The sequence below is a fragment of the Bradyrhizobium sp. 23AC genome (assembly GCF_054863025.1).
Genome location: NZ_JAVAYN010000005.1, coordinates 329,495 through 342,773, shown reverse-complemented (window position 1 = coordinate 342,773; position 13,279 = coordinate 329,495). Strand labels below are relative to the sequence as shown.

Genomic DNA, 13,279 nt, shown 5'->3' with positions numbered 1-13,279 from the left:
CTCAGTATATGATGCCGAGCTTCGCGAGTGTGAGATTGTCCATGTTACCCGTTTCGAGCAATCGTTGCAGGATTTGAAACGCCCTGATCGACTCCCGCAGCTCCTGGGTGATGCGCCCGTCGATCGGGCCCGCATACAGATTGCGAGCCTTGAGCTCGAGTTGAACGCGCATCACTACGATCTCGGGCTTTTCCGGCCTGGGTGGCAGCGCCGACGGCATGGTGGGTGTTGGCGGCCGTCGCATCGGTGCCACAGGCAACCCGTTCGGCCCAATGAGTTGCAGTGGAGCTCCCGGAGCCTGTTGTGTCGGCGGAGCTGGTGGCTTCGGGGCGTCCTGTTCCTTGGTCGTGCTCGCAGGCACCGGATTGCTGGCCGCAGGTGCCGTTGTCGTAGAGGGACTCGCTGCGCTTGACGGAGCGGTCTGCACCGGTGCGACACTGGGGCTTGTGGCAACGCCCGGCACCGGCGGCGTCACGGGATAGGAGTATGAGCCGCCGCTGCCCGAATAGTGGCTGCTGTGGCTAGAGTGACTGCTGTGGCTCGAGTGGCTGCGGTGGCTCGAATGGCTGCGGTGGCCCGCATAAAGATTCGGTCCATCGATGTAGTTGGGCCGCTCGAAGGTCAGCGGAGCCTTGTGAGGCCCTGGTTCGGTTGCCAGCGGGGCCGCAGCTCCGTCGGTCGGCAAAGCTGCTGCCACTGGTGACCAGACCGTGGCTGTCGCGGCAGCCGGCATCGTCCACGCCAGTACGCTTTTGACGAACTCCTGCCAATTCCGCCTCATGCCGCGATCCCGTCAATCGGTCGCGCCACCGCATCACGCCAACTCATTGGCGCTGACTTGAAGAAGCCGCAGCAATCCGGCCTGGCCGCGCAGGTCTCGCAAGCTTGCGCGTAGTCATTCTTCCAGTCCGAGATGCTCTTGCGCGCAAACGGCCACAACGGAGGCGCCAGCGCGCAGAGCGGTACATTGTAGATCGAGACATTCATGCCGACCTGTTGCAGCAGGCTGACCGCCGGCGCGATGAGCGACGACAGCTGGAAGAGATCGCTCTCCAGCAGCGCCATGTTCTTGCGCGCAAGGCCCATCGGCTCAAGGCCCATGAGGGCGACGTGATCCGCGAACGGCAGATTGCGGTAGATGAAGCGCGCCAGCTCATCGATGCGTGGCAGGGTCTGCCCATGCAGGACCGTTCGGATTTCGATCCTGTGCCGCCGTTCGCCGAGATGATGCAGGCCATGCATGGTCTCGTCGAACGCGCCGTCGGACTGGACGACGAAGTCGTGGACGCGCGCGACGTCGCCATAGAGCGGGACCGCCCAGGTCACCTGCCCGCGCAGCTCGTCAAATCGGTCGGCAAATGCGCGATCGCTGAGCGCTCTGGCATTCGTGAGCACGTGCAGATGCGTATTCGGCAGCAGCCCCCGGGCCTGCGTGAGCAGGCGGATCAAATCGGATCCGAGCAGCGTCGGCTCGCCGCCCGTGACGCCAAGGACGTCAAGATCGGGATCGAGCAGCGGCAGCAGGTCAATAAGCTCGGCGACGCGCCATCCATCGTCGACATCTCGCGGTGGCTGGCTGCACATCAGACAAAGACTGTTGCAGCGCTCCGTCACGAACAGCGTATTCGCGTTGGCGCCGCGCCGGAACAGTATGTTGATCTGGCCGCTGCCGTGGACGCGGGCCGCATCGCCCGGGTCGAGGACCTCGCCGTGAGCCAACGCATGCAACTGCGGCAGATCGTGATCGATCCGCTCGTTGCAAATAGCGCCGGCGATGCCGAAGGACGCGAGCGACGATATGTCGATGACAGGCCCGGTGCGCAGATCGACCAGGACGCGGTTCAACGGGAAGCGCTGTTCCAAGGCCTCGGCGATGCCGAGCACTTTGTAGAGTCCCGGCGCGACGCCGTCGTTGCGGGCATGAAGGTGCAGCGGCCGCGCCATCAAGCGACCTCCAGAGCCGGCCGGCCGAATGCCCATTCCTCACAGGTCCGGCGCGTTGCGGCATCGCCCTTGGCGAGCTTCGTAAACAGCAGGTTGAACAGCCCGGTGTGTCGCTTGCAGTGCTCACTGAAGGCACGATGGCCGACAGGATCATTTGAGGTCGCCAGCGAACCGGCCGGATCCGGCCCGCAATAATGGACGAATGCGCAGTCCGAGCAGCCCGGCATGGCTTCGGCGAGCCCGCCGCCCGCCAGCAGCTGCATGGCGTCGGACGCGATCAGGTCCGCGTAGCGGTCCTGCACTGAGCCGAGGCGCAGGGCCTGGATACCCATCTCCGCCAGCATGCGCCCTTCGTCGGAAGCGTACACCCCGCCATCGTAGTTGTAGACCATGGTGCCGAAACCGGCGCCGACGGGCGAGCGCAGATCGACATAACCTGAGGGAAACGCCGTCAGCATGCTGCCGAGCAAGAGGCTCGCATAGACCTCGACGATGGCCGTTCCGGCGCGGTTGAGCCGGAAAATATGATCGAGCGCGCGTTCGTAGAACGACAGATACTGCTCGGACGTGTAGCCGATCCGCCGTTCGGCCTTCGCCGCGAAGCCGAACGGACTGAGCGGGCGCAGGAAGATCGCGCGAAACCCGAGGCGGACATATTCGTCGATGATGGCCTCGGGGCTCTCCAAGCTCCTCGCGGTCAACGTCGTCAGGGCGCAGAGACGATTCTCACCAAGCGCGGCACGAACGCGAGCGATCCCGTCCAGCGAGCGGGCATGCGAATTACGCCCCGGCAGCGGGCGGTTAACGTCGTGCAGCTCTGCCGGTCCATCAAGCGAGGTCGAGACATGGAACTGATGCTGCAGGAGGAAGGCGAGAATCTCGTCCGACACATGATGCAGGGTCGAGGTGATGGTGTATCGGATCTGCCGCCGCTCGGCTTCGTTGCGTCGCGAGATCATCTCGACGATAGACCTGATGCGGTCGAATGCGAGCAGCGGCTCGCCGCCCTGGAATTCGACCGTGAGGTCCGCACCCGGCGCATCGAACAACCGGTCGATGGCAGCATTCGCGGTGGCCTCGGACATGTCGAAGCGATCTGATTGATCCGACGCCCGCGACACCTGGCAATATCGGCAGGAATGATCGCAGCGCAACGTCACGACGAAGATGTGGAGCTTTGGTCCGCCGCGCAGGAAGGATTTTCGCGTTCTCAGCTTGGTCGCGAGCAGACGGACCGGCAGGTCGGACACCCCACGCCGGATGATCTGGATAGCTTCCAGCTCATCGGCGATCTGCTCCGGCAGCGATCTGCCCTCCGCCAAGGCGCTGAGGTCGTCGGGCGAGACAAACGCAAACTCCCCGGCTTCGGAGGTCACAAGGATATCTTCCGGGGCGCCCGGCAGCCGCGCGAACCGGAATGGCAGCAGGTTGTATCGGTCCAAGACGCCATTGGTTGAAGCGGTCATGAGCCGCCCCGCCCGTTCGCCTCCGCAAACGCTGTCTGCCAGATCAGGTCGCGAAGTCCTTTCGTCCGCGCCTCGATCTCTTCGCGGATCGTGAAGTCGACGAGCAGGACTCGAAACCGCTCCCGGACCAGATCCAGCGTGGCCGGCGGTATCACTGTGACGCGCACCAGCAGCAGGTTGCCAGCCTTTGACGTCTCGAAACCGGCAAGCTGGGCGAGCGTGTAGCAGGTCCGCAGCACAGCGGAGGCCGGATGGACCTCACTGTCGATTTCGATCACATGGTCAGCACAATCAGCTGTGGGCCGGAGCGGCTCCGGCCCTGGAACGTTAACATTCATCCTTATTCCCCCGCTCGAACATCTCGCAACGCGAGTGCCTGTGCAAGGGCAACCCACAGTTCCGCGGCGCTAGCGGCACGCGACTTTCGACCAATGAGATCGGCCCGAGCAACTGCCCAGTGCTCATCCGAGTAACGATGCTCCGATCAGCGGTGGACGATGGTTGTCCCCTGCCCCTTGAGAAGCGCGGATGTGGGCCATCGCCGTGGTCGATGCCGTCGTGCCCGGCCCCCGAAGGGCCGGTTGTCCTGACAGGTGACGAGCATAGCGCTTCGGTGGCTTGCTCCGCTACGCCTCCCCACGCGCCTGCCCGTCTAATTGACGACGACTCCCGTCTTCGCGAGCTCTGATCGAACCCGATCGCCGATTCCGCGCAGATCTGCCAACCGGCCCAACGTCGCGAGGGCGTCAGTTCGGCTGGGAAACGGCGCCGCGACGATCCGATCAAGTGCCTTTCGCAGACCCGATCGTGCGCCGTCCCGACAGAGGACGGCAAACGCCACGTCCCCGAGGTTATCACTGTTGAGGAGCGGCTCCGGATCGATGTCCCGCGCGTCGACAAAGCCGTGCGAGTAGTAAAGACCGAGGTCCTTGATCTCGGTTTTCGGCTTCCAAGGCTTCGATCCGACATAGACCACCGTCTGACGGAGTCGCGTCCCTTCGAATTGGCGCTGGGTGATCGCCCAGTTTCGGATGGCTGACAAGAATGTCAGCATCCACGTGGTCATATTTGGATCGCGGGTGGCTTGGAGCTCGATCTGTACCAGCGACGCACGTTTGCGGGTTTGGTCCACCGACGTAAGATATCCGACCTTGTCGCCCCATATCGTGCGGATGTCGGCGGCGACCGGAATGTGATCGCCCGGAAATTCGAGCAGATCAGGAAGCCTCGATCTTCCAGACCTTAGGATTGTCTCCAAGGAAATATCGATGTGGGCCATGGGCGCGATTCCTGTGCGAACTCGCATATGTGGATGAGACAGACTGTCAGCGAGAGCTACGCCCCCCAGATCAACGCGGAAGCCGGCTCAGCAGCTTTTCAGGCTTTCGACGGTGTAAGTCTCGGTTTGTCCGCGCAAGAGTTTGCGAAGCTCCTGCAGCGGCGTCCTCATGATCCGAGCGGCCTCGGCATCGGCCAAGCCGCGTGTCTTGATCGCCTCGTCGATCGCGATAACGAGGTTCGCCTTCGTGAGTTCAGTCTCCGAATCTGCAAATCCAAGGTCGGCAAAAACATTGCCCGAGCCGATCATGCCGAGGGAGGTTTTTCTCAGTCCATGATGCCGAACGGTCATCCAAGCACCTTGCCCGGCTTTAGAAGGAGTGCGCTGACGGGCCCTAGCGAAGTCGCCGCAGCGCGGTGGTTAGGCGCACGCGCGTCCATGCGACGGCATTCGACTTTGCACCTTCCTGGTCATCCGCAACACCCTGCGCTTCGACATAGTCGGTGCCGGACAGGACGCACCATCGCCAAGCGCCTTCGTAAAAGAAGGTCTCGAGCCGAAAAATTCCAGTGTCGAGGAAATGGCCGCCAGCTGGGCCTTGTTTCCACTCAGCCGGAATTTGCATTTCGTCCATCAACAGTTCCGCATCTGATTGATCGGCATCATCGTAGGACGACTTGCCCCTTGCCGCAAACCCCTCCGACGCGGGGGACGCTGCTTTCCGGTCGTCTCACACTGCTCCCGAGACTGTGCGACATGTCAGCACGGTTCGCGCGGGTCGGTGTCTAGCGAATCCTTTCTTCGCGACAGCTGCCACCCTGGATCTGGCGACCACGAATCCTTGCACACCGCAATGGCTTTCCGCTTCAAGTGGCAGAGTTAGGCGCTATGCTGCCCGTCGCTCGAGCGATTGGGCAGACAGGTTCGGAGCGGACGATGGCGCTATCTGAATCCTTCGTTGAGAACCAATCCTTGCTCCGGGACAGCCTGGCCCGCAGGATCAGACAGCTTCGTCTTTCCTTGCGGCTGAGCCAGCGTGACCTCGCCGATCGCGCCGGCGTGCGGCAGGCGCTGATCAGCCAGATCGAGCTCGGCGAGGCCAATGTGACCCTGGATTCCCTGTTGAAGATCGCAATCGCCCTTCACGTTGACTTCGACGCCCTGTTCGCAGCCGGCGCTGACGCAAGGCCGGATGCGGCCACCCAGGTCCAGCGTCGTCATTTACCATGACTGGGTCCCTTACCGGTTCCGCACCTTGATACTTTATAACGTATCCATATGTTCGGGGGATGCGAGGCAATGGGAACCAAATACGGCCGGGTCATGGAGTGAAGCTGGCCCGTCAGCCCCCGGAGAACGCTGTGATTGAAGTTGTCGTCAGTGAAAACGGCCACGTGATGCAGTTCGACGCCGATACCCTGGTCTCCAACACCGGCGACGTCGTCGCCATGCACCGCGCCGTCATGCGCGACGTTGGTCCTTCGGAGGATCTCTGGCAACGGGTCGCCCATGCCGCCGGCTATCTGGCCCGCACCCGCGCCTTTAAAAATGCATCCAGAAGGCTGGAGAACTTTGCCTTTGCGCGGCGCTTGCGTACCGTTCCGCCCCTCAGCCGGACTGTTCGGGCGGTGTATTCAAGGCCGTCGATCGAGATCGAGGACGACGATCTCTACCGCTTGCAACGCGACCGGGACGAATGTGAAGCCGACTATCTTGCCCGCTGCGAGATGCTCGGTTGCGATCGGGAAGGCTATATCCGGCTTCCACGCCGTTCCTAGGACCCGGATTTGGCGCGGCCACGTGGTGACGCCGCCTCGCTGAACCACTTTTTTGTCGCGTAGATCCGATTGCCATATCTTCGGCGTAATTTTATCGGATACTATATAACGTATCTTTTGCTTCAGCCATCGGGTAGCAGCCGTCCCGAACTTCTGGCACCTGCAATAGCGGCATGCAGACTGGCGCTTTCGCCGGTAGAGTGAAGCAGATCGCGCTAATCGAAATCATCACGCGCCTAATTCCTCTGTTCGCTACCACCGCGACGCCCGCTCAGGCGCTCGCAGCAGCGTCGTGCGCCGGTCGGCCGCGGCAGGATTGTCCGTCGCCGAACGGTAGAGCAGGAGCGTCCCATGTTCATCGATCATCACCGTCCCCGTCCCGAACACAGCCGTCCCTTCCCGCAACGTGTTCAGGATACTGCGTCATGCATGGCCAAGCTCTCCATAAGCAATTTCTTCACAACGCGAACCCGCCTCTCTTCCTCGGCCCGAAATGCTCGGTCGCCATTCCCCTCGAAAGCTTCCTGCAGCGTGACGCGCTCAGGGAGGCGAGCCTTGATCCGGCGGTTTGCACGATCCACTATCGGGCGGCTCCGAACCCTTATGGTGCGCCGCCCGCGCTGATGGGCGTGGTGCTGGAAAGAATCGATGGCGACTTCCTGCTTGACGTTTGCCGGGTCCGGCCGCACAGGTCTGAAGCTGCAAACGCGCTCCTTGCCGAACAGTTGGCGGCAACGGGGCTACGACTGCTGGAGCGGGATGCGGCCGACATAAGGCGCGAGCCGATTTACTCCAACGTGCACGAGGTCTGGTCCCACGAGCATTACCCGGTCCCGATTGTTGATCGATTGCGGATCGGGGCGGCCCTTTGCGAAAGCGGCCCGCAAACTGTCCGCGAGCTACGTCTGCGTGCACGTCCAGACTGCCATCCCCTGTCGGCCGTCTGCGCCTTGAGTTGTGAAGGTCTTCTGACAGTCGATGTTTGCGAAAGCCCCCTCGGCGAGCAGACCATGGTGCGACCGATCTAGCACGCGCCGATCCATCACCGAACGCTTTGAACATGGCGGGCCGGATGCCGGTCCGCCGCGAACCTCTTGTACCCCGCGTCGGCCGCGAACCCGAAACACTCGTCCATTTCCGAAACCGGAGCGATCGATGAACCTGCATTTGCAGCGCCCACGCGACCTGCTCGGCCGTGCGTACCTGGACATGTTGGCCACGGAGGCTGGCGCTGTGTCGCGGCCGCTTCTGCGCAGCGGCGACCCCGACGACCCGATCGAGCGACTGATCGACGAATTGACAGCCAGGCCGGCCTCGGACGCGCGGTCGTCGATCCGGGCCGATCTGGCTGCGGCGGCCATCCTTGTCGCGCGCGCCATCGAACCGATCGAGGAGCTGACGCGGGAGCTGCGGCGCGGTTCGCCGGTCGTATCGCTGGCGGTCCTGGGAGCTGAAGCCGTTAGGCTGGTCTGGCGTGTCCTGGGGGCCTGTGCGTTTGGAACAAGCGCAAGGGTGCTGGACGAACGGACTTTCAACGACCGTCACACGCGTCCGGTCCTGCTGATCGCCAGGGACGGCACGGCAAACGATCACAAGGCTGAACGCGGCAACGATGTCGTCGCCGATGCCCTGCACGCGCGGGTCCCCGTATTCGGGGTCGCCCCTGACCCGCGCCGCCATCTGCCTCGCGATCTGCTTCGTGCGTGCGACCATCATCTCTCTCTGGGCACGCTCGACGCTTCCGCCATCGCGCTCGTAATCGAGGCCGTGACCGGACGCCCGCCTGCGGCCCCCATCGACGAGCAACTCGTACGGGCCCTCGAGTTCTCGGACCTCACGCTGGCGATCCGGGCCGACCGAGATCCGGACGACTGCATCGCGCGGCTGAAGAGGACCATCGCCAGCAAATCGTATTTTGACCACCGCGGTCCCAGTCTCGAGTCGCTTCCAGGTTATGGCCGCGCGCGCGACTGGGGGCTCAATCTCGTCACTGACCTACGCGAGTACAAGGCCGGTCGGCTATCCTGGGACTGCATCGAAAAAGGGCTGCTACTGGTCGGGCCTCCGGGTGTCGGCAAGACGCAATTTGCTCGCGCCCTGGCAAAATCCGCGAACGTAGCCCTGGTCGCGACGTCGGTGGCGGACTGGAACGCCTCCGCCTACCTTTCTGGAACCCTGGCCGCGATCAAGAGCTCGTTTGAGCAGGCAAGACGGCTCGCCCCGTGCATCCTGTTCATCGACGAGATCGACGGAATCTCCAATCGCGCAACGCTAACCTCCGAGTACAGGGAATACTGGACCCAGATCGTCAATCTGCTGCTCGAGATGCTGGCCGGCATCGAGGACCGACCGGGTGTCGTGGTGATCGCGGCGACCAACCACCCCGAGCACATCGATGCGGCGGTCAAACGCGCCGGACGGCTCGATCAAACCGCCGAGATCGAGCTGCCCGACATCGAAACGCTGGCGCAGATCTTTCGCTTTCATCTCGGCGAAGAGACCCTTACAGGGGTTGACCTCATGCCCGCCGCACTGCTTGCGGCAGGCAAGGCCGGAGCGGACGTCGAGGCCTGGGTCCGGCGTGCCAAGTCACGCGCGCGACGTGCCGGACGCGATCTAACGCTCGATGACTTGGTGCTCGAGATCCGGTCGGGACGCGATGTCATGCCTGACACAACGCGGCTTGTGTGTGCGGTTCACGAGGCCGGCCATTTCGTGGTCGGACATGCGCTTTCCGTATTCGAAGCCAGGATGCTGGCAATCCTCGATCACGGGGGCACCACCGGCATCAAGATCTTGCGGGCTAACGTGCTGACCGAAGCCGGAATTGAGAACTACATCACCGCATTACTGGCGGGGCGCGCCGCCGAGGAGATCGTTTTGGGGCCGCCCGCCGTCACAGCCGGCAGTGGCATCGGCGAAGACTGCGATTTTGCGCGGGCCACACAAGCTGCGATCGACCTTGAGCTACGCTTCGGATTCGGCGCACTTGGTGTGATGCATTTTCCAAACAGCGTAACCGAGATTCTTCCGCAGGACATCGCCATGACCCGTTTGATCAGCCAGCGCCTCGACCGCTGCATGGCGCGGGCACGCGACCTGATCACGGAGAATCGCGAGACCGTGCAAGCCGTGGCGGATCGGCTCCGCATCACAGGATATCTCGATCGTGCGGTAATCGATGAGCTTCTGACAGCCCATCCGATCCGAACGACCGTCGGCGTGAGCAGCAGTACTGAGCGCTAAGCCGTTCAATGGACTATGTCGCCTACATCACGAGCGCCGCCTGGCGCAACAATCCGGCTCGCTTGCGCGAACTGGCGGCCGCGAATTTTGCTTGTCGCCTCTGCCCCAATGCGACGGCGACGGGCGCCAGGATCGAGGTTCATCATCGCACTTACGAACGCCTGGGCGACGAGATCGACGGCGATCTCGTCGCGCTCTGTAGCGAATGCCATCGGGGAGTCACGTCGATGCTGCGAGCACGGCGTTACGCCAATACTGCTATTCCCGAGGCGACCGATACCTGGATCCAGCTCGCAAAGCCCCTGTTCGATTGAGGAGACAGCGCATGAGCATCGAACATCTCGCATTGAAGCTTATCGGGGTCGGTCCCATGCTGATGCACTCGTCAAGGCTCGCCGATCCGCTGGATCCGATGACGAAGGCACTAGCCGCTATCACCTCCAAGCGGGTGAAGACCGATGCCGATTATGATCGCATCGCCGAACTAGAATGGCGCGGCGGCTTGTGGCTCGCTGAAGGCCGGCCGTGCCTGCCCCCACATTGCCTCAAGGCGGTGCTGGTCGAGGGGGCAAGACGGCGCAAGAAGGGGATGATCGCGAAGGCGGCCTTTCTGGCGGATGGTCCGGCCCTGCTCGAATACGACGGCCCAACAACGCTGAGCGAGCTTTGGGCCGACGCCCGGTTTCGTCATCGCGAAATGGTCCGCGTGCGAGATGCACTCACAGCGCGGACGCGCCCGTGCTTTCCCCAATGGAGCGCGCGTGTTGATGGCACCTACCTGCCTTCCATGATCAACCGAGGCGAGTTGATCGAGTTCTTCCGGCTCGCTGGCCCGCACGGACTCGGCGACCGTCGTCCCGACTATGGTCGCTTCCGCGTCGAAGAAATGGGAACGAGCTAGCCGCGGACCGCGCGTGGCGGGGCGTGGCCCGGCCTGGCATGGCACGGCCCGGCGTGGCTTGAACTTTGCGGGGAGTTCATCCGATGCAGCGAAAGCACCAACGATGCGCGCGACGACAAAGTCGCGGTGGTCGGCAACGGAACGCGGAAGACCCTTTCAGCTACTGGCGCCGACTGCCGCCGGAAGACTTCGATCGTTGCCGACGGGCAAATCTTGCGAAGGGCATTTCGAAGATGGGGTCGATCTTTTCTGTCTGGCAGGCAGCAATCGCAGGGGATGCCGGCGCCGCGATTGGCATTGTGCTACGCCTGAGGCCACCATTCCGCGTCTCGGGACGAGTGGATCTGGCTATGAGCCTGCTCCTCAACTGCGCATTCGACAACGCCAGCGCCGCGCTGGTGCTGTCCCATGCGTTCCGACGCGTGCACCTTGCCCGCGTGCAACGTATACGACTCGCTGAGGCGTGGCTGGCGCACCATCGACATTTGGCAGGCTCTCGGCGGAAGGCGGGTATCGCCAGCCGCCTCAAGCCTCGCTCGGATCGCGATGCAGTGAAGACCCGCCGTCTCCAAAAACGAAGTCCGACCGTCTTACGATTCTGAGGGAGGTTCAGATGACGCAGCATAAGAACGGCCCGCCGGCGCGCGTTTGCGCGCGTCCAGATCCAGCCTCCTGGAGCGAAGACGAATTGATGACGCTTGGCGAGGCCGCCGCGCTGTTCTGGCCATGCGGACCTTTGAGTGAGGACACGCTCAGAACGGCAGTCCGCGACGGTCGCTTGCCGGTTTCCGAGATCGCGCGAAAGCTGTTCACCACAAAGCGGGCGTTGAGTGCGCTTCACGTCTGTACGCCAAGATCGGTCGAAATGCGGGCCTCCGCCGACGCGACAGAGCCAGCGTCTTCGACAGCACCGCCTCTTTTTGCCCACTCGGTGCGCAGCGATCCTGGCTAGTCGGAGCCCCCCGAGCCGCCCCCGCCCCTCCGTTTCGAACTGTTCTGAGCGTCGGAACAAGGTCGCCGGTGCAACCCGGGCTTCCTGGATTCCGAGCCTTAAGAGCTCTGCCGTCCCCGTAATTCACAGGGTCCCAACCACCCTGCGGTTGCCAAAGCGGGGCGCTGGATGGCAATAGACACGAGTGATTTACAGTCACATTCACTCACACAAGGAGAAAACCTATGAAGATCCGTCCTGCACGCAAGGCCGCGGAACTCCGCGGCAGCGAGAATCCCCTGATCGATTTTGCTTCGGCACTTAACCGCGGCGCAGAAGGTGGTACCCCCGCACTCGAGGCGCGCCTCGAACTGCGGGCCCCTCGCCGTTCGCAGAACAGCAGGCGTCGCAAGAAGCTTGGTATCTATTACGTGGTCGACCGCGATGGTGCAGTGAGCACACGCATCCGCGAAGACCAGTTGGCTCGCGCACAACGGTATCTGGAGGGCCACAAGGCACGAAAGCTGAACGAGCTGCTCGGCCGGGTACTGCCCGGTTCGATCAAGTTCTCGACTGTCATCGCGGACCACGTCGACAACGTCTACAAGTCGGCCAAGACGCGGGGCCAGCGCCGTCGCGCCGCCGCGGTCGAGTACCAGTCCGTTATTTTGAATCGCTTTTTCGGGGACAAAACGCTGTCCGAGTACCGGATGCAGATGTCGATCGATTTCAAGAACCAGTACATCGACGAACGCAGCGCGTTCTACGATGCCAACCCGCACCTCCTCCGGAAGAGCTCCGAAACCACCGTTACCCAATTGCTGCGACTGCTGAGGTACGCCGTCCGATCGTATCCTGAGCGCCACGGCTGTTTCTGGGTGCTAAACATCCACGTCCCGAAGCCGGGCCCGAAGAATCCGGCACGCTGGTTGCGCCGGCAGGAGGTCGCTCGTCTGCTACTCGCATGCAAGGGCTACAAGTGGGACTATGAACGCGGCGAGTGGATGACGAAAGAGATCGCACGCCCGGATGGGACCGTGGTGACGACCCGCAAGGTGGCCCCCGAAAACGTGGCCAAACGCAAGCCCCTCGCGCGCCTGATCCGGTTCATTATCCGCACCGGGACTCGGCACGACGTGATGCTGTCGCTGGCTTGGGGCAGTCGGATGAAGCTGCCCTGCGTCGTCGCGGACGCCGAAGGAGAAGGGTGGATCCACCGTCGTGGTCTCGCCGAGATCGACACATTGAAAGCCCGGCCGTCCACTGAAATCGTGGAGGACTTGAAGTGCCTCATCCGCGCTTGGGCTCGCGAGGATGGCTATATCCTGCCGGGCGGTACCATCAGCAAGGAGCCCATGCATAAGTACCTGATCCGTCCGCCGGCTGGCGGCAATTACGAGAGCTATCTGAACGTTCAGTTCCGCAAGCTCTGCAACGACGCGGGTGTTTCCCGCGACGTGACGATCCATTCGCTGAAGCATACCGCCGTCAGCTGGGCGTATCAGCGCGGCATCTCGTTGGCAGCCGCGGAGCAGATGCTCGGCACAACGGCGGAGACGCTGCTGAGCCACTATGTCCACTGGGGCCGGGACAGCCTCGTTAGCGCGAAGAGCGAATTCAACGACCGCGCCTCGCGCCGGAAGTTGCGCAACATCCACCATCACGACCCGGCTCCCGACGACCGGGTTCGGCCGTACGATCGCCCCTTCAAGGGGCGTGCGCGGCGGAGATAGT

At 62.8% G+C, this 13,279-nt stretch carries 14 protein-coding genes; 7 read left to right on the top strand and 7 right to left on the bottom strand.

Annotated features, from left to right (window positions below; genetic code table 11):
- Position 1: 1 nt before the first annotated feature.
- From RAD10_RS15295 to RAD10_RS15265, 7 genes are all read right to left on the bottom strand, one after another.
- The gene (locus RAD10_RS15295; protein WP_461618161.1) at positions 2-220 is read right to left on the bottom strand and encodes a peptidoglycan-binding protein; all 219 of its coding nucleotides are present in this window, start codon (positions 218-220) and stop codon (positions 2-4) included.
- A gap of 557 nt (positions 221-777) precedes the next feature.
- Positions 778-1,944, bottom strand: coding sequence for a His-Xaa-Ser system radical SAM maturase HxsC (hxsC, locus tag RAD10_RS15290; protein WP_461618160.1), 1,167 nt, complete (start codon positions 1,942-1,944; stop codon positions 778-780).
- Entirely contained in the window at positions 1,944-3,410 is a 1,467-nt protein-coding gene (gene hxsB / locus RAD10_RS15285; protein WP_461618159.1) for a His-Xaa-Ser system radical SAM maturase HxsB, read from the bottom strand. The genes hxsC and hxsB overlap by 1 nt, the downstream gene beginning before the upstream one ends.
- Entirely contained in the window at positions 3,407-3,688 is a 282-nt protein-coding gene (gene hxsD / locus RAD10_RS15280) for a His-Xaa-Ser system protein HxsD (protein ID WP_461618158.1), read from the bottom strand. The genes hxsB and hxsD overlap by 4 nt, the downstream gene beginning before the upstream one ends.
- A 374-nt stretch (positions 3,689-4,062) precedes the next feature.
- Positions 4,063-4,689 carry a hypothetical protein gene (locus RAD10_RS15275; protein WP_461618157.1) on the bottom strand — a complete coding sequence of 209 codons (627 nt, stop codon included), beginning with the start codon at positions 4,687-4,689 and terminating at the stop codon, positions 4,063-4,065.
- 87 nt (positions 4,690-4,776) lie between these two features.
- Positions 4,777-5,040 carry an XRE family transcriptional regulator gene (locus RAD10_RS15270; protein ID WP_461618156.1) on the bottom strand — a complete coding sequence of 88 codons (264 nt, stop codon included), beginning with the start codon at positions 5,038-5,040 and terminating at the stop codon, positions 4,777-4,779.
- A gap of 43 nt (positions 5,041-5,083) precedes the next feature.
- Positions 5,084-5,323, bottom strand: coding sequence for a hypothetical protein (locus tag RAD10_RS15265; RefSeq protein ID WP_461618155.1), 240 nt, complete (start codon positions 5,321-5,323; stop codon positions 5,084-5,086).
- A gap of 302 nt (positions 5,324-5,625) precedes the next feature.
- Here RAD10_RS15265 and RAD10_RS15260 point away from each other — a divergent pair, with 302 nt between their 5' ends.
- From RAD10_RS15260 to RAD10_RS15230, 7 genes are all read left to right on the top strand, one after another.
- Positions 5,626-5,919 carry a helix-turn-helix domain-containing protein gene (locus tag RAD10_RS15260; RefSeq protein ID WP_461618154.1) on the top strand — a complete coding sequence of 98 codons (294 nt, stop codon included), beginning with the start codon at positions 5,626-5,628 and terminating at the stop codon, positions 5,917-5,919.
- A gap of 131 nt (positions 5,920-6,050) precedes the next feature.
- Positions 6,051-6,467, top strand: coding sequence for a hypothetical protein (locus tag RAD10_RS15255; RefSeq protein WP_461618153.1), 417 nt, complete (start codon positions 6,051-6,053; stop codon positions 6,465-6,467).
- Between the two features lie 425 nt (positions 6,468-6,892).
- A complete protein-coding gene (locus RAD10_RS15250) occupies positions 6,893-7,495 on the top strand; it encodes a hypothetical protein (RefSeq protein ID WP_461618152.1) in 603 nt (200 codons plus the stop codon).
- 127 nt (positions 7,496-7,622) lie between these two features.
- Positions 7,623-9,713 carry an AAA family ATPase gene (locus RAD10_RS15245; RefSeq protein WP_461618151.1) on the top strand — a complete coding sequence of 697 codons (2,091 nt, stop codon included), beginning with the start codon at positions 7,623-7,625 and terminating at the stop codon, positions 9,711-9,713.
- Between the two features lie 8 nt (positions 9,714-9,721).
- A complete protein-coding gene (locus RAD10_RS15240; RefSeq protein WP_461618150.1) occupies positions 9,722-10,027 on the top strand; it encodes a hypothetical protein in 306 nt (101 codons plus the stop codon).
- Between the two features lie 11 nt (positions 10,028-10,038).
- The gene (locus RAD10_RS15235; protein WP_461618149.1) at positions 10,039-10,614 is read left to right on the top strand and encodes a hypothetical protein; all 576 of its coding nucleotides are present in this window, start codon (positions 10,039-10,041) and stop codon (positions 10,612-10,614) included.
- A gap of 1,176 nt (positions 10,615-11,790) precedes the next feature.
- A complete protein-coding gene (locus RAD10_RS15230) occupies positions 11,791-13,278 on the top strand; it encodes a site-specific integrase (protein WP_461618148.1) in 1,488 nt (495 codons plus the stop codon).
- Position 13,279: the final 1 nt, after the last annotated feature.

Coding starts and splice junctions, on each gene's coding strand:
- RAD10_RS15250 (WP_461618152.1), top strand. CDS start 6,893: ATGCATGGCCAAGCTCTCCATAAGCAATTTCTTCACAACGCGAACCCG.
- RAD10_RS15270 (WP_461618156.1), bottom strand. CDS start 5,040: ATGACCGTTCGGCATCATGGACTGAGAAAAACCTCCCTCGGCATGATC.
- RAD10_RS15245 (WP_461618151.1), top strand. CDS start 7,623: ATGAACCTGCATTTGCAGCGCCCACGCGACCTGCTCGGCCGTGCGTAC.
- RAD10_RS15230 (WP_461618148.1), top strand. CDS start 11,791: ATGAAGATCCGTCCTGCACGCAAGGCCGCGGAACTCCGCGGCAGCGAG.
- hxsB (WP_461618159.1), bottom strand. CDS start 3,410: ATGACCGCTTCAACCAATGGCGTCTTGGACCGATACAACCTGCTGCCA.
- RAD10_RS15295 (WP_461618161.1), bottom strand. CDS start 220: ATGCCGTCGGCGCTGCCACCCAGGCCGGAAAAGCCCGAGATCGTAGTG.
- RAD10_RS15265 (WP_461618155.1), bottom strand. CDS start 5,323: ATGGACGAAATGCAAATTCCGGCTGAGTGGAAACAAGGCCCAGCTGGC.
- hxsC (WP_461618160.1), bottom strand. CDS start 1,944: ATGGCGCGGCCGCTGCACCTTCATGCCCGCAACGACGGCGTCGCGCCG.
- RAD10_RS15275 (WP_461618157.1), bottom strand. CDS start 4,689: ATGGCCCACATCGATATTTCCTTGGAGACAATCCTAAGGTCTGGAAGA.
- RAD10_RS15260 (WP_461618154.1), top strand. CDS start 5,626: ATGGCGCTATCTGAATCCTTCGTTGAGAACCAATCCTTGCTCCGGGAC.
- RAD10_RS15240 (WP_461618150.1), top strand. CDS start 9,722: ATGGACTATGTCGCCTACATCACGAGCGCCGCCTGGCGCAACAATCCG.
- RAD10_RS15235 (WP_461618149.1), top strand. CDS start 10,039: ATGAGCATCGAACATCTCGCATTGAAGCTTATCGGGGTCGGTCCCATG.